General features: G+C 73.2%; 22 protein-coding genes. 7 read left to right on the forward strand and 15 right to left on the reverse strand.

The genetic code is table 11. The features are described 5' to 3' along the window. The first annotated feature begins 17 nt into the window (after positions 1–17). Together AB0J97_RS23840 and AB0J97_RS23845 are read left to right on the forward strand one after the other, a co-directional pair. Entirely contained in the window at positions 18–251 is a 234-nt protein-coding gene (locus AB0J97_RS23840) for a DUF2945 domain-containing protein (protein ID WP_364092046.1), read from the forward strand. Beyond that, positions 248–574, forward strand: a complete 327-nt coding sequence (locus AB0J97_RS23845; RefSeq protein WP_364092047.1) for a DUF3140 domain-containing protein — start codon at positions 248–250, stop codon at positions 572–574. The genes AB0J97_RS23840 and AB0J97_RS23845 overlap by 4 nt, the downstream gene beginning before the upstream one ends. Before the next feature lie 48 nt (positions 575–622). Here AB0J97_RS23845 and AB0J97_RS23850 read toward each other — a convergent pair whose 3' ends face one another. The 5 genes from AB0J97_RS23850 to AB0J97_RS23870 form a co-directional block, all read right to left on the reverse strand. Next, positions 623–1792, reverse strand: a complete 1170-nt coding sequence (locus AB0J97_RS23850) for an MFS transporter (protein ID WP_364092049.1) — start codon at positions 1790–1792, stop codon at positions 623–625. Positions 1793–1928: 136 nt separating this feature from the next. Continuing rightward, the gene (locus tag AB0J97_RS23855) at positions 1929–2618 is read right to left on the reverse strand and encodes a GNAT family N-acetyltransferase (RefSeq protein WP_364092051.1); all 690 of its coding nucleotides are present in this window, start codon (positions 2616–2618) and stop codon (positions 1929–1931) included. 94 nt (positions 2619–2712) lie between these two features. Beyond that, positions 2713–3126 (reverse strand): SRPBCC family protein, encoded by a 414-nt coding sequence (locus AB0J97_RS23860; protein ID WP_357707397.1) that lies wholly within the window; start codon positions 3124–3126, stop codon positions 2713–2715. 71 nt (positions 3127–3197) lie between these two features. Then, positions 3198–4301 (reverse strand): hypothetical protein, encoded by a 1104-nt coding sequence (locus AB0J97_RS23865; protein WP_364092054.1) that lies wholly within the window; start codon positions 4299–4301, stop codon positions 3198–3200. Between the two features lie 167 nt (positions 4302–4468). Continuing rightward, entirely contained in the window at positions 4469–5371 is a 903-nt protein-coding gene (locus tag AB0J97_RS23870) for a LysR family transcriptional regulator (protein WP_364092056.1), read from the reverse strand. Between the two features lie 103 nt (positions 5372–5474). Between AB0J97_RS23870 and AB0J97_RS23875 the strand changes: the two genes are divergently transcribed. The 3 genes from AB0J97_RS23875 to AB0J97_RS23885 are packed head-to-tail and all read left to right on the forward strand — an operon-like array spanning position 5475 to position 8799. Continuing rightward, entirely contained in the window at positions 5475–5903 is a 429-nt protein-coding gene (locus AB0J97_RS23875) for a hypothetical protein (protein ID WP_364092058.1), read from the forward strand. Next, positions 5896–7518: a multicopper oxidase family protein gene (locus AB0J97_RS23880; protein WP_364092059.1), complete on the forward strand. Its 1623-nt coding sequence runs from the start codon at positions 5896–5898 to the stop codon at positions 7516–7518. Before AB0J97_RS23875 ends, AB0J97_RS23880 begins: the two co-directional genes overlap by 8 nt. A 33-nt stretch (positions 7519–7551) precedes the next feature. Then, entirely contained in the window at positions 7552–8799 is a 1248-nt protein-coding gene (locus AB0J97_RS23885) for an FAD-dependent oxidoreductase (protein WP_364092061.1), read from the forward strand. A gap of 17 nt (positions 8800–8816) precedes the next feature. On the opposite strand, the gene AB0J97_RS23890 is transcribed toward AB0J97_RS23885, so the two are convergent. Continuing rightward, on the reverse strand, positions 8817–11105 hold the full coding sequence (locus tag AB0J97_RS23890; RefSeq protein WP_364092064.1) for a polysaccharide lyase 8 family protein: 2289 nt from the start codon (positions 11103–11105) through the stop codon (positions 8817–8819). Positions 11106–11276: 171 nt separating this feature from the next. On the opposite strand from AB0J97_RS23890, the gene AB0J97_RS23895 reads away from it, so the two are divergent. Next, positions 11277–11507, forward strand: a complete 231-nt coding sequence (locus AB0J97_RS23895) for a DUF6289 family protein (RefSeq protein WP_364092066.1) — start codon at positions 11277–11279, stop codon at positions 11505–11507. 123 nt (positions 11508–11630) lie between these two features. On the opposite strand, the gene AB0J97_RS23900 is transcribed toward AB0J97_RS23895, so the two are convergent. Both AB0J97_RS23900 and AB0J97_RS23905 read right to left on the reverse strand, forming a co-directional pair. Further along, positions 11631–12635 (reverse strand): NAD(P)-dependent alcohol dehydrogenase, encoded by a 1005-nt coding sequence (locus AB0J97_RS23900; RefSeq protein WP_364092068.1) that lies wholly within the window; start codon positions 12633–12635, stop codon positions 11631–11633. 8 nt (positions 12636–12643) lie between these two features. Then, on the reverse strand, positions 12644–13027 hold the full coding sequence (locus tag AB0J97_RS23905) for a nuclear transport factor 2 family protein (protein WP_364092070.1): 384 nt from the start codon (positions 13025–13027) through the stop codon (positions 12644–12646). A gap of 92 nt (positions 13028–13119) precedes the next feature. On the opposite strand from AB0J97_RS23905, the gene AB0J97_RS23910 reads away from it, so the two are divergent. Continuing rightward, positions 13120–13683, forward strand: coding sequence for a TetR/AcrR family transcriptional regulator (locus AB0J97_RS23910; protein ID WP_364092072.1), 564 nt, complete (start codon positions 13120–13122; stop codon positions 13681–13683). Between the two features lie 27 nt (positions 13684–13710). Here AB0J97_RS23910 and AB0J97_RS23915 read toward each other — a convergent pair whose 3' ends face one another. From AB0J97_RS23915 to AB0J97_RS23945, 7 genes are all read right to left on the reverse strand, one after another. After that, entirely contained in the window at positions 13711–13953 is a 243-nt protein-coding gene (locus AB0J97_RS23915; RefSeq protein ID WP_364092074.1) for a hypothetical protein, read from the reverse strand. A gap of 279 nt (positions 13954–14232) precedes the next feature. Continuing rightward, on the reverse strand, positions 14233–14562 hold the full coding sequence (locus AB0J97_RS23920; protein ID WP_364092076.1) for a GNAT family N-acetyltransferase: 330 nt from the start codon (positions 14560–14562) through the stop codon (positions 14233–14235). Between the two features lie 179 nt (positions 14563–14741). Further along, positions 14742–14948 carry a hypothetical protein gene (locus AB0J97_RS23925; RefSeq protein WP_357707417.1) on the reverse strand — a complete coding sequence of 69 codons (207 nt, stop codon included), beginning with the start codon at positions 14946–14948 and terminating at the stop codon, positions 14742–14744. Between the two features lie 81 nt (positions 14949–15029). Beyond that, on the reverse strand, positions 15030–17045 hold the full coding sequence (locus AB0J97_RS23930; protein WP_364092078.1) for a sensor histidine kinase: 2016 nt from the start codon (positions 17043–17045) through the stop codon (positions 15030–15032). Positions 17046–17133: 88 nt separating this feature from the next. Then, entirely contained in the window at positions 17134–17499 is a 366-nt protein-coding gene (locus tag AB0J97_RS23935) for a hypothetical protein (protein ID WP_357707420.1), read from the reverse strand. An 83-nt stretch (positions 17500–17582) separates the two neighbouring features. Next, a complete protein-coding gene (locus tag AB0J97_RS23940) occupies positions 17583–18470 on the reverse strand; it encodes a TIGR03620 family F420-dependent LLM class oxidoreductase (protein WP_364092081.1) in 888 nt (295 codons plus the stop codon). Positions 18471–18573: 103 nt separating this feature from the next. Continuing rightward, a complete protein-coding gene (locus AB0J97_RS23945) occupies positions 18574–18888 on the reverse strand; it encodes a metalloregulator ArsR/SmtB family transcription factor (RefSeq protein WP_357707424.1) in 315 nt (104 codons plus the stop codon). Positions 18889–18925 lie beyond the last annotated feature (37 nt).

Raw genomic sequence — 18925 nt, forward strand, 5'->3', positions numbered from 1 at the left:
GGGGTAGCGCGGGTTCTATGACCGGCAAGCGCAAGGACGATCCGTCCGTGGGTGACGAGGTCTCCTGGAAGAGCCACGGGTCCACGGCCCGTGGCAAGGTGGAGAAGAAGATCACCAAGAGGACGAAGGAGGCGGGCCGCACGGTCGCGGCCTCGCCCGGCGACCCGCAGTACGTCGTGCGCAGCGACAGGAGCGGGCGCAAGGCCGTGCACAAGCCGTCGGCCCTGCGCGAGGACAAGGACGCGAAATGAGCGGCGACCGGGACGTGGCGGCCGAGTTCGGCGAGGCGGTGAACATGACCGCCAAGGAGCTGGAACGCTGGCTGGACACCGACGAGTCGAAGGAGGCCGGCCAGAAGCGGGACGGCGGCGAGTCGACCGGGCACGCCTCCGGCCGCGAGATCGTCCGGCTCCTCCGCAAGGGGAAGTCGTCCTTGAACGGCCACGACTACGAGCACATGACCAAGGTCATCGGCTACATCCACCGGCACCTGGCGCAACGCCCGTCCGGCGACGTCCGGGGGACGCGGTGGCGCCACTCGCTGATGAACTGGGGACACGACCCGCTCAAGTGAGACGAGCGTCCGGCTGCACGACGTGCTCCGAGTCCGCCGGCGGGCGGGTCAGTCGTCGTGGGCGATCAGCATGAGCTGACGCCACAGCAGCACGACGAACACCGCCGAACCGGCGAAGGCGAACCAGAAGGGCGCCGCGACGCCGAAGCGGGTGGCCAGCACGCCGCCGATCACCGAGCCGACCACCAGACCGGCGTAGACGCAGACGGTGTTGACGCTGCCCACCCGGCCCTGCAACTCCTGCGGCACCGCGCGCTGGCGGACGGTGCCCGAGGTCGTGCCCCAGATGAAGGCGTGCGCGCCGAACACCAGGAAGATGGCTCCGGCGACCCACGGCGAATGCGTCAGCGCCAGGCCCAGGTGGGTGAGTGTCTCGATGATGAGCCCGATCCGCATCAGCGCGCCGAGGCTCACCCTGCGGGTGACGGCCCCGTACAGGCCGGTGCCGATCAGGCCGCCGATCCCGCCGATGGTGGTCATCAGCCCGAACCCCATCGCGCCGAGGCCGAGCTGCTCCTGGGTGTAGAGGACGAGGACCGACCAGGCCGCGCCGAAGGTGAAGTTGAAGATCAGGATGGTGAGCGCCAGCGTGCGGACCGCCGGATGCCTGACGGTCCAGCTGAACCCGGCGACGAGCTCCCGCAGGGTGTCCGGCCGCGGCGCGCCGGCCGGCCGGTCGCGGGGCGGCAGCGTGATGCGGGAGACCAGGACCATCCCCGCCAGCACCAGGATCAGCTGGCCCGCGAACGGCCAGGTCAGCCCCAGTCCGAACAGCGCCGCGCCGACCGGCGGCCCGGCGAGCTGGTTGAGCGTGATGAACCCGGTGCCGAGGCGGGCGTTGGCGATGATCAGGTCGTCCCTGCTGACCATCATGGGCGTCAGCGTGGACGTCGCGTTGTCGGCGAACACTTCGGCGACGGACCGCAGCGTGAGCGCCACCAGCGCCGTCACCACGGTCACGGTGCCGGTCGCCATGAGCACGACGAGCGCCGCCAGCACCACGGCCCGTACGGCGTTCGCGACGAGCACGATCCTGCGGCGGTCGTGCCGGTCGGACAGGACGCCCGCGTACAGGCTGAACATCAGCGGCGGCGCCCAGCTCACCAGGGCGGACAGCGAGATCATCAGCGGGTCGCGGGTCAACGTCGCGATCAGCAGGGGGCCCGCGGCGGCCGCGATCCCGTCACCGAGATTCGTCAGCCAGCTCGACGCCAGCAACCATCGGAACCCTGTACCCAATCGGGCCGGCAGGACCCGCTCCACCACTGTGACCACGAGCGCAAAACCATACGTTTCGCCGGGCGTCCACGGCAACGCGTTTTTCCGTGACGGATCCGGGCGCCCGCCGGGGCCGTCAGGGGGTGCGGAAACCCCGGAAGGTCACGGGCCCGCGGGTCCGGAAACCGAGCCGCTCGTAGAGGGCGATCGCGCCGGTGTTGGCCTCGGCCACGTGCAGGAAGGGACGGTCGCCGCGGGCCAGGACCCGCGAGACGAGGGCGCCGACCAGGCGGGCCGCGTGCCCGCGGCCGCGCGCCTCGGGCGCGGTGCAGACGGCGCTGATCTCGGTCCAGCCCGGCGGCCGCAGCCGCTCGCCCGCCATCGCCACCAGCTTCCCGCCGTCGAAGACGCCGAGGTAGACGCCCATCTCGCGGGTACGCGGCCAGAACGGCCCCGGCCGCGTCCGGGCGACCAGGTCGAGCATCTCGGGGACGCTGTCGTCGCCCAGCTCGGCGACCTCGCCGGACCCGGCGGGAGGCGGGCCGCCGGGCCAGATCAGCCGGCGTCCTTCGACGGAGAAGACCGGTTCCCAGTCCGGCGGCGGGGTCGCCGGGAGGCTGAACAGGTCGGCCAGCTCACCCGGCCCGAGCAGCCGGGCGAGGTCGGCCCACGCCCGCTCGTCCGGGTCGGCCGGCACCGAGCAGAAGGTCGCCACGTCCTGCCGGTACGCGACCGCGTCGCCGAGCCGGCGGGCGAGGTGCGCGTGGCGCCCGCGCAGTGACGCGCCCACCGGGTCGTCGAGCGGGTGGGCGTCGCGGTCCGCCATCAGGATGTGCCTCTCGGGTCGTGCGGGACGGGACGGGAAGCCCTCCCGGCGCGGGCCATCCTAGTGACACCGTTGTCGGCGCCCTCGCGCCAGGTCAGGAGCGGGCCGTGCCCTCGATCGCCTGCCGCATCTCCGACGCGCCGTACCGCATCCGCAGGCCGACCTCGGCGGCACGCGCGTGGGGCAGCACGTCGGTGACCCAGATCAGCCGGCCCGCCCCCTCGCCCTCCGGCCGGACCTCGAAGGAGGCGTGGTGGTGCTCCAGCGGCGGCCTCGCGCCGTCCACGACCGCGTAGGCCAGGCGGCGGGCGTCGTCGTCGATGGCCAGGATCAGCTCGCGGATCACGTGCCCGTCGGGGAACGTGAGGAAGCGCTGGTCGCCCTCCATCCGGGTGTCCTCGACGCGGCCGGGGAGCAGCCGTTCGTGCACGGCTCCGACGTCGCGCAGGACGTCCCAGATGTGGTCGGGGGAGGCGTCGATGACGATCTCGTGCCGGATGGAGGCCATGCGGGGGAGCTCCTCGGGTTTGTTTACGTCCTTCATTGTGAAGTACTTCGATATCTTATCGCCCGGGGCCTTCAGCGCACGTTCCAGTCCGCCTTGCGGGGCGGGTAGGCGAAGGTCTGGTGGTGGGCCCAGTCGCCGCCGATGACGCGGTAGTCGTGCGCGGCCTCGCTCTCGGGATGATCGGGGCCCACGTCGACCTTGTCGGCGATCGACCAGACGCCGTTGATCCGGTGCTCCACGGTGTAGAGGAACTCGTTGAAGCCCGAGGCGGACACGCACTCGTTCACGACGGTGAGCGCGCGCCGCCCCGCCGTCAGGGCCGGCGGCAGGTCGACGATCTGGTTGCGCCACTTGTGGACGCCGTCCTCCAGCAGCGGCCGCCAGTGCGCCGCCGGGGCGCCGTCCACGGTGATGGTCGCGTGTTGCAGGCCGACGCCCGCGTCCAGGCGGCGGGTCAGCCGTACGCCGGTGTTGGCCGGGCTCACACTGACCGTGAACCGGCTCGACCCGCCCCGGGGGAACGCGCGGCCGTCGTCGGTGACGATGTGATCGGGATCCACGGCCTGGTCGGGGACCCGCTCGGGCGGCGCCTCGGGCCGGGCCGTCATCCGCAGCGCGACGACCACGGCCAGCACCAGCGCGGCCGCCGCGGGAACGGCGACCGCCGCGACCAGGACGGCCCGCCGACGACCACCTCCGGTCAGGACCGCCCGCCGCCCGCGTCCGTCTCCGGTCAGGACCGCCCGCCGCCGGCGCCCGCCCTCGTCCACGGCCGGTCCCGCCGGGGCGGCCGCGGACGTCGGCGCTGTGCCGGTGGGCGTCGGCGAGGCGCGACCGTCCCAGGCCCCGGCGGGCAGGCGGCTGATCCGCACCCGGTCCCAGGCCCGTTCCCACGCCGGGAGGTCATGGTCGGGCACCCGGCACCCCCGCAGGAACGCCACCATGACCGCCTTCTTGGGAAAACGCCGCCCGGCCAGCATGTCGGCGCAGGTGCTGCGCGGCAGCCTGGTCCCGCCCGACCTGTCGGCCCGCGCCTGCAACTCCCGCAGTGACACGTCGGCCCGCGCGAACTGCTCGGCCAGCAGCCTGGCCAGATCCTCATGACAGGTCACCGACTCGGGGCCGGTGGCCGCCGCGGCGCCCGGCGACTGTCCGCCGCCGTGGACCTCGCTCATCGCTGTCAACCCCGCCCTCTCTCGACCGGGCCGTAAGGCCACGCGGACCAGCGACAGAAAGTGTACGGACGCTCGCACTCCGTGTCCGGTCGAGCCTTCTCCGTCCAGCCGCCCGCGAGCGGCGGCGCCCAGGCTGCAGGAGCGGTCCGCGGAGGCGCGGGCCGGGGTCAGGCGCGCTTCTCCTGGGGTTCGCCGGCCAGCCAGTCCCAGCTGGTGATCGTGGTGCGCATCAGGCGGGCGGCGGTGGACAGGTGGCTGTCGGCGCCCCAGAGCAGGGTGAGCGTACGGCGGCAGTCGGGGTCGTCGACGTCCACCCAGGCCAGGGGCGCACGGGTGGTGGAACGGCGGGCGAGGGACGGGACGAGGCCGATGCCGAGCCCCGCGCCGATCAGGTCGGCGATGGCGCTGGGCTCGTCGCCCTCGCAGACGACCCTCGGCGTGCGGCCCCTGGCGGCGAAGAGGCGGTCGAGCAGCCGGCGCTGCCAGTGTCCCTTGCGGGCGGTGACGAAGGGCTGGCCGGCGAGCTCGTCGATGGTCACCGACGCACGGCCGGCGAGCGGGTGGTCGAGCGAGGTGGCCAGCCCCACCGGCTCGTCGAGCAGCTCGACCGCCTCCAGGCCGTCGGCGTGGATGGGCTGCGAGGCGACGCACAGGTCGAACTCCTGGGCGCGCAGGCGGCGGCTCATGTCGTCGGCGGGCGCCCAGTGCAACTCGACCTCGACCGAAGGGTGGGCGCGCTTGTAGGCCGCGAGCGGCCCGGTGAGGGTCAGGAAGGTCTCCGACGCCAGCCGTACGGTGCCGAACCCCTCGCCGGCGGCCTCGGCGACGGCTCGCCGTCCGGCGTCGAGCTCGCCGAGGGCCCGTTCGACGAAACCGAGGAACAGGCTGCCCGCGCCGTTCAGCCGGAGCCGGCCGCCGCGGTCGAACAGCGGCGTGCCCAGCTCGTTCTCCAGCCGCGCGATCGTACGGCTCAGCGACGGCTGCGCGACGCGCAGCTCCTCGGCGGCGGCGCTGAGGTGTTCGAGCCGGGCCACCACCAGGAACTGCCGGAGCGCGTTCAGATCCATCATGCCTCCCAACGCATAACACCATAGCAATACAGATCTTGGACAAGATAACCGGGAGGCCATAGCGTCGGAGCGTTTCACGAGGACGAGACGAGGAGGACCCCCGATGCTCACCGTGGTCGACGGGCCGGGAGCCGACGCCCGGCGGCGTACGGCACCCGTGGCCTGGACGTTGCGAGCGCTGGTCAGCGCGCACATGGCGGCGATCGCCGGGCAGCCGGTGTTCGCCGGCGTCTACCTGACCGGCGACTACGACAGCCTGCGCTGGCACTCGATCGGCGCGGACGTGGTCACCTCCGCCGGCTACCTCCAGCTGATCGTGGCGATCGTGGTGTGGGTGCGGCTGCGCAGGTCCGGCCCCTTCCTGGCCACGGCGGCGGTGGTGGCGGCCGAGACGGTGCAGTACTTCGCCGGGCTCGACGGCGCCCTGTGGCTGCACATCCCCCTGGGGGTGATGACGGTCGCCGCGCTCACGGTGCAGTTCATCGACGTCTGGCGCCGCCCCTTCCCGCGACGGGAGACCCCCGATGCCTGAACAGGACAGGCGGATCATGGGCGTGACCAGGCGGCAGGCGCTCGGCATCGGCGGCGCGCTCGGGCTGATGGCGGCCACCGGGCTCGGCACCTCGGCCGCGATGGCCCGCCGGCCCGCGACCACCGGCGCCGAGCTGCGCAGCGACCTGCCGCTGCCGCCGCCGTTCCAGGTGCCGCTGCCGATCCCGGCCGTGCTGGCACCGTCCGGCACCTCGGGCGGCGCCGACCGGTACGAGATCGTCCAGCGTGAGACGACGCTGGAGATCCTGCCCGGCGTGCGGACCCGGGCCTGGACGTACGGGGGCACCTTCCCGGGGCCGACGATCGAGGCGCACCGAGGCCGGCCGATCACCGTGACGCACCGCAACGACCTGCCCGTGCCGACCGTCGTCCACCTGCACGGCGGACGCACCCCGGCGGCCTCCGACGGCTACCCCACCGACCTCGTGCTGCCCGAGGGCTGGACGGAGCCCACCGTGCACCCCGGCATGCACACGGCGCACGGCTCCGGGATGGGGAACATGCGCGACCCCCGGGCCGTGCTGAGCAGGCGGACGAGGGACTACACCTTCCCGCTGGACCAGCGGGCGACGCTGCTGTGGTACCACGACCACCGGATGGACTTCACCGCCCCCGCGATCTGGCGCGGCCTGGCCGGGCTGCAGATCGTCCGCGACGACGCCGAGAAGGCCCTCGGCCTGCCCTCGGGGCCGCGCGAGCTGCCGCTCATGATCGCCGATCGGGCGTTCACCGCCGAGGGCGAGCTGGCCTACCCCGCCCTCGACCCCACCCTGCGGGAGCGGCCGGGCGTGCTCGAACCGTACCTCGCCGGGGTGCTCGGCGACGTGATCCTGGTCAACGGCGCCCCCTGGCCCGTGCACGAGGTGGACGCGGCCCGCTACCGGCTGCGCCTGCTGAACGCCTCCAACGCCCGCCACTACGAGCTCGAAGCCGTGCTCGACGACGGGCGGCGGCTCGACCTCGTCCAGATCGGCGCCGACCAGGGGCTGCTCGCGTCGCCGGTCACCCACCGGTTCCTGCCGATCGCGCCGGCCGAGCGGTACGACGTGGTGGTGGACTTCGCCCGTGTCCCGGTCGGCGGGCGCGTCCGGATCGTCAACCGGCTCGGCTCCGGCCGTACCCGGGACGTGATGGCCTTCCGGGTCGCGCGGGCCGCGGCCGACGACAGCAGGGTCCCGCGCGTCCTGTCCACCGACCTGCCCGAGTGGCGGCGGGCGGACGCCGTACGGGTGCGCGAGTTCTCCTTCCGCGCGGGCCGCATGGACGACGGCCACGGCTGGCTGATCGGCGGGCTGCCGTTCGACCCCGCCCGGTCCGACGTCACCGTGGGCCTCGGCGACGTCGAGGTGTGGCGCATGGTCGCCGACGTCCACCACCCCGTCCACCTGCACCTGGTCGGCTTCCGGGTGCTCTCGCGCAGCGGCCGGCCGCCGTTGCCGCACGACGCGGGGCTCAAGGACACCGTCTCCCTGCGTCCGGGCGAGGCGGTGGAGATCATCACCCGGTTCGACGGCTACCGCGGCCGCTACCTCTTCCACTGCCACAACGCCGAGCACGAGGACATGGCGATGATGGCCAACCTCCAGGTCGTCTGACCCTCCTCGGTCCCGTTCACAAGGAGATTTCCCATGCCCGCCGATCCCGGCATCGTCATCATCGGCGCCGGCCTCGCCGCCGCCCAGGCCGCCCGGGCCCTGCGGCTCGACCACGGCTACGACCGGCCGATCACGCTCGTCGGCGACGAGCACCCCCTGCCCTACCACCGTCCCGCACTGTCCAAGGGCTACCTGCTGGGCACCACCGAGGCCGCCGAGCTGGACGTCCTGGAGCCGCGCTTCTACGCCGCCCAGGACGTCGCGCTCGCCCTCGGCGCCCCCGCCACCCTGCTCGACCTGGACGGCCGGCGGGTGAAGCTGGGCCGCAACGTGGAGCTCCCGTTCAGTCAGGTACTGATCGCCACGGGCGCCCGCCCGCGCCGCCTCCGGGTGCCGGGCGCCGACCTCGACGGCGTGCACTACCTGCGCGACCGCCAGGACAGCGAACGCCTCCGCGACGCCCTGCGCGCGGCCTCCGACGTCGTCGTCGTGGGCGCCGGCTGGCTGGGCTGCGAGGTCGCCGCCGCCGCCCGGACGCTCGGCGTCCGCACGACCGTGGTCGACCCGTTGCCCACGCCGCTCTACCACGTGCTCGGCGACCGGCTCGGCGGCGTCGTCGCCCGGCGGCATCTCGACCACGGCGTCGAGCTGCTGACCGGCGACGGTGTCGAGGCGGTGCTCGGCACGCGCTCGGTCGAGGCCGTGCGCACCGTCGCCGGGCGGCGCGTCCCGGCCGACCTCGTCGTCGTCGCCGTGGGCGCCGTCCCCAACACCGACCTGGCCGAGGCGGCGGGGCTACGGGTCGACGGCGGCATCGTCGCCGACGGACGTCTGCGCACCTCGCACCCGGCCGCGCTGGCCGCCGGCGACGTGGCCCGCCACCGGCACCCCCGCTACCTGAAACCGGTGCGGATCGAGCACTGGGACAACGCCGTCGTCCACGGGACGGCCGCCGCGGCCACGCTGGTGGGCGAGCCGGCGACCGTCGACCACGTCCCGTACTTCTTCTCCACCCAGTACGGGTCCACCCTCGAATACGTCGGTCTCCCCACCACCTCGGACCGCGTCGTCACCAGGGGCGAGCCCGGCGAGCCCGGGTTCACCGCCTTCTGGCTCGACCGCGGCGTCCCCGTGGCGGCCATGACCATGGACGGCCAGGGCGCCGCCGGTAACCTCCGGGCCCTGGTCGCCGCCGGGCACACCGCCGATCCGCGGCGGCTCGCCGACCCGGGCGTCCCCGTGGCGGACCTCCTGCCGTACGCCCCCGCCGATGCCTCCTGAACGGCGGCGGCCCGGCCTCAGACGCGGACGACCGCCGTACGGGCATGCCCGCGGCTGCCGCCGACCTCGATCTTGACCGCCCGCTTGGACCGGCGCACGCCCCGGTCGCCCTCCTTGACCGACTTGACCGGCCACGGCAGCTTGATCCGCACCTCGTCGGCGGTCCTGGACGGGTCGGAGACGGCCAGCCGTACCCGGTGGCGGTCGCGGCGCAGCAGCAGGGCGCACGGGCCGTCGGCGGCGAGCGGCCCGTGCGGCGTCTCGACGGCCCCCGCGCGCCAGAACACGGCGGCGAGCAGGTCGCCCCTGGCCACGGCCTGGACCGTCCTGGAGTTGGCCAGGACCTCGACCCGGCGGCGGTAGGCCGCGGTCTGCTCGGCGGTGGCGTCGGGCAGCACGGCGTAGGCGTAGCGGGCCCTGCGCGGATCGACGCCGTGATCGACGACGATGGTCGTGTAGTGCCTGGAGACGGGGGTGCGGTCGCCGCCGGTGGTGGCGCCGGTGTCGATGTCGCGCCAGCGGCCGGTGCGCTTCTCGCGGATCACCTTCGCCTCGGCGCCGTCGAGCAGCGCGTACCCGGCCACTCCGGACAGGTGGACCCAGCCGTCGCCGCGGGTCAGCGGGGGATGGGCGCCGTGGGTGTTGCGGTTCTCCACGACGGTCTCGACGCGGCGGCCGTCGGAGGCGGTGATGCCCGAGCCGAGGGCGATCACCCCGTCGTCGAGCAGGAACCACGCCTTCCTGGCCCGCAGCGAGGAGCCGTCGGCGATCAGCCTCATGGCCGCCACGCCGTACTCGCCGTCGAGCGCCACGCCGCCCGCCCACGGGGTGGGCGGCAGGCGGCGCGCGCCGTGCGGGAGGTCGGCGCGCCTGCGGGTGTCGACCGTGGTGCCCGGCAGCCGGTACGGGTCGATCGTCGGCCACAGGTCGTCGTTCCAGTGGGTGAGGTCGGCCGTGTAGAGGTACGTCATGCCGTCGCCGGTGTACCAGCCGTGCAGGTTCTCCTGGTTCATGCCCTCGGCCGCGCCGATGCGCTCCGAGCTCATCGCGATCGCGTACGCCCAGGTGGGACGCCGGTGCACGACCCGGTCCATGTCGGCGAAGACGAAGGTGCCGGTCGTGCGGGGGCCGACCGGGACCGACGCGTCCGCCAGCAGGGCCTCGGCCCGCGCGACGCTCGCCAGCGGGGCGACCGTGGCGTACGGGACGGCCTGGTTGCGGGTGAGCCAGCCCTTCACCAGCGGACGCCAGCGCCGGGCGTGGCGTTCGGGCGCCGTCTCCAGCAGCGTCAGGATGGCCTCGACCGCCTTCTGCCCCGAGTGGTGGTCGCGATGGCCCTGCACCGAGATCTGCCGGCCGCGCACGCAGTCCATCATCAGCCCGTCGAAGATGAACGGCGTGAACGAGCGGTCCACGATGTCGTAGACCTTGCCGATGCCGTCGATCTCCCACGGCGACCTGGCGAGCATGGCGATCAGCTTGGCCACGCTCTCCAGGTAGTCCACGCCGTAGCTGCCGTTGTAGGGGTACACGTCGTGCTGGATGAACGACCCGTCCCGGTAGAAGCCGTCGCCCGGCCCCCCGGTGCGGCGCAGCAGGTCGGAGACGGCGTTCCCGGCCCGCTTGATCAGGCGGGCGTCGTGGGTGAGCAGCCCGCGCATCGCCACCGCCATGGCCTTGCTCGCCCGGTTGGCGCCGGTCTCGACCACGCCGGGGTGGCTGACGCGCCGCTCGGGGTCGGGGCACCAGTGGCGCAGCGGGCGCAGCCAGCGGTGCAGGCTCTTCCTGGGCAGGCCGTCGTAGAGCAGGGCGCAGGTGTCGGTCAGCGCCCGGGGGACGCCGATCTCCCACCAGTACCAGTTGCTGCCCCGGCGGTCGAGGCCCTCGCGGTAGGCGTGCTCGTACAGGAAGTCCAGCGCGTCGGCCGCGGTCTCGGCGACCCGCTGGTCCCGGTGCATGTCGGTGCCCGGCGTGGCCCAGCCGAGCGCCAGCGTGCGCATGCGGTTGTAGGCGCGGTTGAAGTTGCCCGTACGGGGGTCGTCGAGCGGCAGGTCGGGCCACAGGCTCGGACGGCCGGGGGTGGGGTTCATCTTGCGCAGCACCGCGTTGGCCGAGCCCTCGACCGCCCGCGTCTTCTCCAGGTAGGCGGGGTCGTACGTCGCACCGGTCAGCAGGCTCACCCATCGCTCCCGGGCCGCGTCGAACGCGGCGGCGCCGGCCGCCTCGGCCGGCCTTTCCCACAGGGCGATTCCGGCCACGGCCGCGGCCCCCAGCAGGGCGGACCGGCGGCTGAGGGGGTGGATCATGGAAGCCTTTCGATGATCGGCCAACTACCAGATGAAATGATCCTATGTCGGAGAGAAGTGCGATCATTTCGCCTTCGCCATGGGTTACCCGGCATAGAGCGTATTGAACTGTTCGCTCTGGCGATCGATCATCGAGGTCAGTAGCGCTTCCTCGTGTCAGAGAGGATCTCCATGATTCGCCGCGCATCGCTGGCCGTCCTGCTCGCCCTCGGCACCCTCACCATCATCGGCTCGCCCGCCCACGCCCGCGCCTGCCAGATCGACTACCACTGCGAGACGTACTACTACAGCGACTCCTCCCGCACCACGCTGGTCGGCGTCAAGTACGAGAACTGCGTGGGCGACGAGACGTGGGTGGGCACCCGCGGCTCGTACCCGGAGTTCTACGAGACCCCCTGCTAGCGGGATCGGCGAAGGGGACGACGCGCTGCCGGTCGCGCGTTCCCCGGCGGGCCCGGCTGCACCGGCGGGGTGTTCCGCAGGCGCACCCCGCCGCTGCGCCCGATCGCCCGGCACCGACCGCCCTCACACGGTGATCACGATCTTCCCGAACGCCCGGCCCGACGCGTAGTGGCGGTAGGCGTCGGGAGCCTGGTCGAAGGGGAAGACGCGGTCGATGACCGGGCGCAGCCGGTGGGTCTCGACGAGCCGGTTCATGGCCAGGAACTGCGCCCGGCTGCCGACGGCGATGCCCCGCAGCGTGGCCCCCGCCTTGAAGACCGCCCGCGGGTCGAGGGGCGGCGGGTCGCCGACGACGAACCCGACGCTGGCGACCTGCCCCGCGATCGAGGCCGCCGTGAGCGACAGCCCCAGGTCGCCGGCGACGTCGACGATGTACTCCGCGCCCCGCCCGGAGGTCAGCTCGCGGACGCGGGCGGGCCAGTCGGGGGTGGCCCGGTAGTCGACGACGTCGTCGGCGCCCAGCTCGTACAGGCGTTCGGCCTTGGCCGGGCTGCTGGTCGTGGCGATCACGCGGGCGCCCAGCGCCTTGGCGAACTGCAGCGCGAACAGCGACACCCCGCCGGTGCCCTGGGTGACGACGGTCTGGCCGGGCAGCGGGCCGGTGCCGTCGCCGGTCAGGGCGTTCCAGGCGGTGACCGCGGCGCAGGGGAGAGTCGCGGCCTCCTCGTAGGACAGGTGGGCCGGGATCGGCACGAGCGCGTGCTCGTCGAGCAGCGCGTACTCGGTGAGCATGCCGTCCAGCGAGCCGCCGAGCTGCGGCAGGTGCCGGAGGGCGAACGGGCCGTCCTGCCAGCTCGGGAACAGGGTGGCGGTGACCCGGTCGCCGACGGCGACGGACTCGACGCCGGGGCCGGTCGCGACGACCTCGCCGGCGCCGTCGGAGACCGGCACCACGTCCGGCTTGACGGGGAGCACGTAGTCGCCGCGCAGGATCATCAGCTCGCGGAAGCTGAGGGAGGTGGCGCGCACCGCGACCACCACCTGCCCGGGGCCGGGGGAGGGGACGGGGTGTTCCTTGATCGACAGGCCGTCGACGCCGGCTCCGCTGTCGACGTGGTAGCTGCGCATGACGTCCATCAGGCGCTGGCCAGGGGGACTTCGCCGGCGGTCTTGCTGAAGCCGAGGGCCTCGACGATCCGTCCGTCGCGGATGCGCATGAGGTTCACGCCGCTGACCCAGTCGGAGGGGCCGGTGCCGTAGCGGTAGTGCCAGTGGATGGTGGCCCGGTCGCCGGCGATGATCACCTCCTGCGGCTCGAACCTGCTGGTGAGGTCGTCCACGAGCGCGCCCCACCACTCAAGGCACGCCTCGCGGCCGGTGACGCGTTCGCCGGTGGGGGCCGGCTGGACGGACTCCATCACGCAGTCCTCGGCGACCAGGTCGTCGAGCAGGCCGCGGTCACGCTCGACGAAGGCGCGGTTGAAGCGCTCGATGACGTCGGCGGTGGAAGGGAAGGACACGGTTCCTCCAGGTGGAAGCCGGTAGATCGATCGGTCTATCTATGTATATCGACCGGTTGATCTACTCGTCAACCCGTGGCAACCTGGGTTCCATGACAGTTCGTACGGGACCCGGCCCACGGGAGCGCCTGCTGGAGGCCGCCGACCGCCTGATCTACAGCCACGGCGTGAACATCGGCGTCGACGCCCTGCTCAAGGCGGCCAACGTCGCCCGCCGGTCGTTGTACGAGCACTTCGGCGGCAAGGACGGCCTGATCGTCGAGGTGCTCCGGTCAGCCGCCGCCGCCGACGCCGCCGACTACCGCCACACCATGGACGCCGCCGGCCACGACCCGCGCGAGCGCCTGCTGGCCGTCTTCGACCGGCTCGGCGAGATCGTCGGCATGCCCGGGTTCCACGGCTGCCGCTACCTGGCCGCCGACCTCGGCCTGGCCGATCCCGCGCACCCCGCACACGAGGTCACCCGCGACTACCGGCGGCAGGTGCACGAGCTGCTGGCGCGCGAGCTGACCGCGCTCGGCCACCCGCGCCCCGACCACGGCGCCGACCAGCTCCTCATCCTCATCGACGGCCTCCTCGCCGTCGGCGCGACCCGCCCCGGCACCTCCCCGGCCGCCGCCGCCCGCGAACTCGCCGAACACGTCATCACCCCCTGACGAACGCCGAGCGGGCATGAAGACCGGCTACCGGGCCGCCATGGTCAGGGTGGTGCACGGGGTGGCGGCCTCGGGGCCGTGCAGGTCGAGCGTGAACCCGTCCGCGGTCCGGCGGCCCCGCAGCCGCGCCGGCCGACCGCAGAACAGCGGCCTGTCGTTCCGGTGTCCCACCCGCGTCACCCGCTCGGCACGTCCCTCCAGCCGGAGCGTCTCGGCCAGGGCGAGCGTCATGAGCGGCCCGTGCACCACCAGGCCGGGATACCCCTCCACCCGGGTGGCGTACGGCCAGTCGTAGTGGGCGTCGCGGCAGGTCGACGGGCGGCAGGAACGAGCCGCGCACCGGATGCCCGTCGCTCCCGTTCACGGACGAGAGGGGCCACCGCGCCAACGCCGCCCAATGCCACAACGGCGGCAACTCCGCCCCCGGCCCGGGGACGGGCACACCGTCGTCGAACAGGGCCGCGAGCGCGGCGACCGGCGACGGATCGACCAGCTCGTCACTGACGACAGTGGACGGCTCCCACCCTCGGATGCCCTCACCCGCGACCATCATCCGCCCACGGTACGCCGCACCTGTCGGGATCGCCCTACTTCACGCCCCCTGCCCCGCCGCCGGACGTCGGCGTCCACGAACAGGTCCGCCAGATGGCATCTCCCGGCGTGCCAGACGCCGGCGTGGAACACGTAGTGCGCGATGCCGACCAGGTCGCCGTTCAGGCGGGCGGCGATCCCGTGTGTCCGGTCGTCGTCGAGCAGGCGTCGCCAGGTTCGTTCGTAGGCGTCGTCGCCGCGTTCGACCTCGAAGTACGCGTCTTTGCCGCGGGCCGGCGCCTCCCAGGGGGCGCGGTCGGACCCGGTCAGGAAGTCGATCTCCACCATGACGCCCAGCCTGCCCCAGGGCCGGTGCGCGTGGAGCTCGGGTTCTGTCGGGAAGGCGGGCTTACCGGATAGTCTTCGGCGTTGGCGGCGCCGTCCGTTCGGTGCTTCTTCGCTGGGGGTCGGTGTGTGCTGCGTGCATACCGACCCTGAGCGGCCGCCCCGGGGGGAAGGGGCGATCGTCAGCGGGCGGCGATGATGCCGTTGGGCAGCAGGACGCCGAGGGTGGTCGTGTCGTTGACGAGGTTGAGCATGTCCAGCAGTGGCTGCACCAGCGCGCCGACGGGCCCGCCGGCCGCCAGCGAGTCGGCGGACGCCGGGGTGGTGAGGGCGGTGGTCAGCAGCGCGCCACCGGCGAGGGTGCAGGCGATACGGCCCATGAGCTTCATGGACACCTCCGTGAGAGTTACTGAAAGTGACTGACTGGCACCCTACGTGATCGAGGGGGCGAAGTTCGGTAAGGCGCACGGTCAGGCGGGCTGGACGGGAAGCATGACCTCCACCGTGGTGCCCGCGCCCGGAGCGCCGGTGACCAGGCAGATCCCGCCCAGCTCGGCCGTGCGCTCGCGCATCGAGGTCAGGCCGACGCCCGAGCGGTGCTCCGGCGGCAGGCCGGCGCCGTCGTCGGTGACCAGCAGGCGCAGCGCCCCGGGCTCGCGGCGCAGCTCGACCCGGACGCTGGTGGCCCGCGCGTGCCGCCGCACGTTCGTCAGCGCCTCCTGCGTGATCCGGTAGACGGCCACCTCGACGGCGGCGGGCAGGCCGGTCAGGTCGCCCTCGGTGATCACCTGCGCGGCGGGACCGTCCGGCCCGGCCAGTGCCCGTACGGCGGCGGCCAGGCCCAGGTCGTCCAGGGCGGGCGGGCGCAGGCCGTAGACGAGCTGCCGCAGGTCGCCCGTGACGGCGTCCATGCCGGTACGCAGCTCGCGCAGCAGCCCGTCGGCCGCCTCCGGGGAGGTCTTCAGGCTCAGACGGGCCATGTTGACGGTCATGGCCAGCCCGCTGAGGGTCTGGCCGAGGCCGTCGTGCAGGTCGCGGCGCAGCCGCCGGCGCTCCTCCTCGCGGGCGGCCAGCATGCGTTCGCGGGAACGTTGCAGGTCGGCGGCCAGCCGGACCGCGTGGGCCACGTCGGCCGCGTACGGGACCAGCGTGTCCAGGACGCGCTCGTCGTGCGCGGCCGGGAAGCGTCGCGCGGCGGGTGGGCCGACCAGGAGCCGCCCCACCCACTCGCCGTGCCAGATCAGGGGCACCTCGCGCGGGGAGTCGCCGAGCTGCCCGCTGTCTATGCTCGCCCTGCCGGCCGGGTGGCCGACAGGGTGGCCGGGCTCGCCGCCGGTCACCTCGATCGCGGCGCCCTGCACCGCCAGGCCCTCGCGCAGCACGCCGAGCACCGCCGCCAGCGCCTGCGCCGGATCGCCCCGGCGCACCTCCTGGGCCAGCCGCTCGGCCAGCACGCGCGGATCGCCCACCGGCCCGTAGAGCAGGCGGTCGACCACGCGTTGCAGCGCCCGCCGCAACGGCTGGAAGAACGCGCCCGTGAGCAGCGCGGAGGCGAGCCCGGCGACCTGGTGGTACCCCGACACCATCAGGCTCGACAGCGTGGCCACCCCGAAGTAGACCCCGCCGATCACGGCCAGCAGCCCGGCGGCGACGAACGTCCGGCTGATGACGGTGTCGATGCCGTAGAGCCGGTAGCGGGTCACCGAGATCACCATCGACACGGGGATGACCGTCGCCCACGCGATCGACAGCCACTCCAGCCCGGGCACGACGATGGCGACGAGCATGAAGACGATGTACCCGGCGAAGGAGAACAGCGGCCAGCCGATCTGCCGCCGTACCGTCGGGTCGGCCCGGCGGAAGCGCAGCAACATCGACCAGGCCGCCAGCGGCAGCGTCGAGAGGATTCCGGTCCAGGCCACCACCGTGACCACCGGCCAGATCGGCGCCAGCTCCGGGACCTGCAACGGGTTCGGGATGACCGCGGGCAGCGGGTATCCCTCGGCCGGCGGGTCGGGGCGTACGAACATGTGGGCCAGCTCCACCGCGGTCGACACCGCGCCGAGCAGCACCACCAGGCGCCAGCGCCGCGACGGCAGCCTGCTGTCGGGGGAGTACAGCGGCAGCAACATCTCCAGCAGCAGCCCGGACATCGCCCAGCCGACATGGGCCGGTAATCGCACCCATCCCGCCAGCGCGAGCTCCCCGCCCGCCGCGGCGGCCAGCATCGCCGACTGGCAGAACGTGTTGACCGCGCCGCCCAGACCGCCCGCGCACATCAGCCACGCCAGCCTGAGCCGCGGCCGGTGCATGATGAGGAACGCGCTGAACGCCGGGAACGTGACCCCCGCCGCCGCCAGCGGCGTGAAGATCTGCGGCAGCCGCCACTCGGACGGAAGCGCCGCGTACATGAGGATCGCGGCGAGCACGAGCACCGGCGAGACCACGGCCATGACGACGGCGACCACCCGGGCTGCCCACGCCATCAGTCCCCGCCTTCCGGCTGCCGTCCCGCCCGACCCTAGCGTGCCTGCGGAACGGTCCGCCACGCGCGCCGGTGCAGGACCGCGCGGGTCAGCGCAGCGACCGCAGCAGGGCGTCCCGGTCGAGGACGTCGATCGGCCACGTGCGGGAGCGCAGGGTGCCCCGATCGCGGTAGGCGCGCATGATCGCGACGTGCTCGCGCAGCCGGACGAACCCGCGCAGATCCTCCTCGGTCCGCCACACCGACAACGAGCCGACCCGGCGGCCGGCGAGGTCCACCCAGAGCCACATGCCCACCGCGCCCGGCAGCTCGGGCCAATGCCGGCTCAGGGACCGGCCGCGCCGGGCGATGCCGGGCAGGTCGAGGAGCCGTCGCATGCGGAAGTCCGTCAGGGCGGCCACCATCGGCCCCCGGCTGTGGCTCTCGGGGCCGGGGATCCAGCGTGACGTCAGCATGCGGCGTCCGGCCCGGCGGCGATCTCGGATGTCATGCCGCCAAACTATATTAACGACCGATCGGTTGTATATCTGGGAGGTGGTCAGGCGTCGCCGGGCGCGAGGGCGTCGGCGAGCGCGCGCCAGTGGGGCATCGCCGTGCGGCCGGGCTCGATGCCGATCACCTGCACGGCGACATGGTCGGCCCCCGCCTCCACGTGGCCGCGGAGCTTGCCGACGACGGTGTCCAGGTCGCCCCAGAAGACGAAGTCGTCGACCAGGCGGTCGCTGCCGCCGCCGGCGAGCTCGTCCTCGGCGTACCCGAGCCGCTGGAACTTCGCCACGTTGTACGGCGTGCTCAGGTAGGGACCCAGGTGCTCGCGGGCCGCGGCGCGGGCCTTGGCGGGGTCGGTCTCGAACAGCACCGGGTGCTCGACGGCCAGGAACGCGTCAGGGCCGAGCAGGTCCCGCGACTCGGCGGTGTGCGCGACGTTGACGTGGTAGGTCTGGGCGCCCGCCGCGCGGTCGCGGGCCAGTTCGAGCATCTTGGGCCCGTACGCAGCCAGGATGCGGCGTACGCCCGCCTTCGGGACCGGGTTGACGGTCTCCAGCTCGTCCATCTCGTCCAGGTAGGTGCGCATGGCCTTCAGTGGGGTCGTCCCCGGACGCGGCTCGCCGCCGAAGCCCAGGCCCAGAAGATGCCGGTCGGGATAGGCGTCGGCGAGCAGCAGGGCGGCGCCGTACGTCCACCTGGCCTCGCGGGCCCAGATCTGGGCGATGCCGTTCACGATGTGCAGGCGCCGCGTGCAGGCGAGCAGGAACCCGGCGTGCGTGAGCGCCTCGCGCCCGAGGAGCTCTGGCATCCAGAACGCGCGCCACCCCTGCTCCTCCAGCTCCTGGATCGACTCGCGCATCCGCGCGGCCGGCTGGTGCTCGAAGTCGAACGTGTAGATCCCGAACGTGCCGAGATCCAGGCCGTCGATGGCGCTCATGGGACATCCCCCTCGATCATCTGCCGAACACTTCAAGGATAGACATATCGCAAAATGTCGATATGACACAAGTCGGAGGCGCTTCGAGGGGCGGCGCGGGTCTCTACAGCGTGTGCCCGAGCGTGGCGACGAGCTGGGCGATGCGCTGCTCGTCGCGCTTGTAGTGCGTCCACTTGCCCACACGGGTGGCGCGTACGAGCCCGGCGCGCTGCAACTCGCTCATGTACGCCGACACCGTCGACTGGGCCAGCCCCACCTTGGCCTGGATGTGGGTCACGCACACCCCGACCTCCACCGGATCGGCGATCGCCCCCTCCAGGGAGAAGTGGCGCTCCGGCTCCCGCAACCACGACAGCAGGTGCAGCCGGGTCGGGTTCGCCAGGGCCCGCAACGCGTCCGACAGCTCGGAATCGGTCATGAGTGCAGCTTCCGCCATGGAGGCGATCCTAGGCACT

The organism is Nonomuraea sp. NPDC049607 (assembly GCF_040675375.1).
GTDB lineage: Bacteria > Actinomycetota > Actinomycetes > Streptosporangiales > Streptosporangiaceae > Nonomuraea.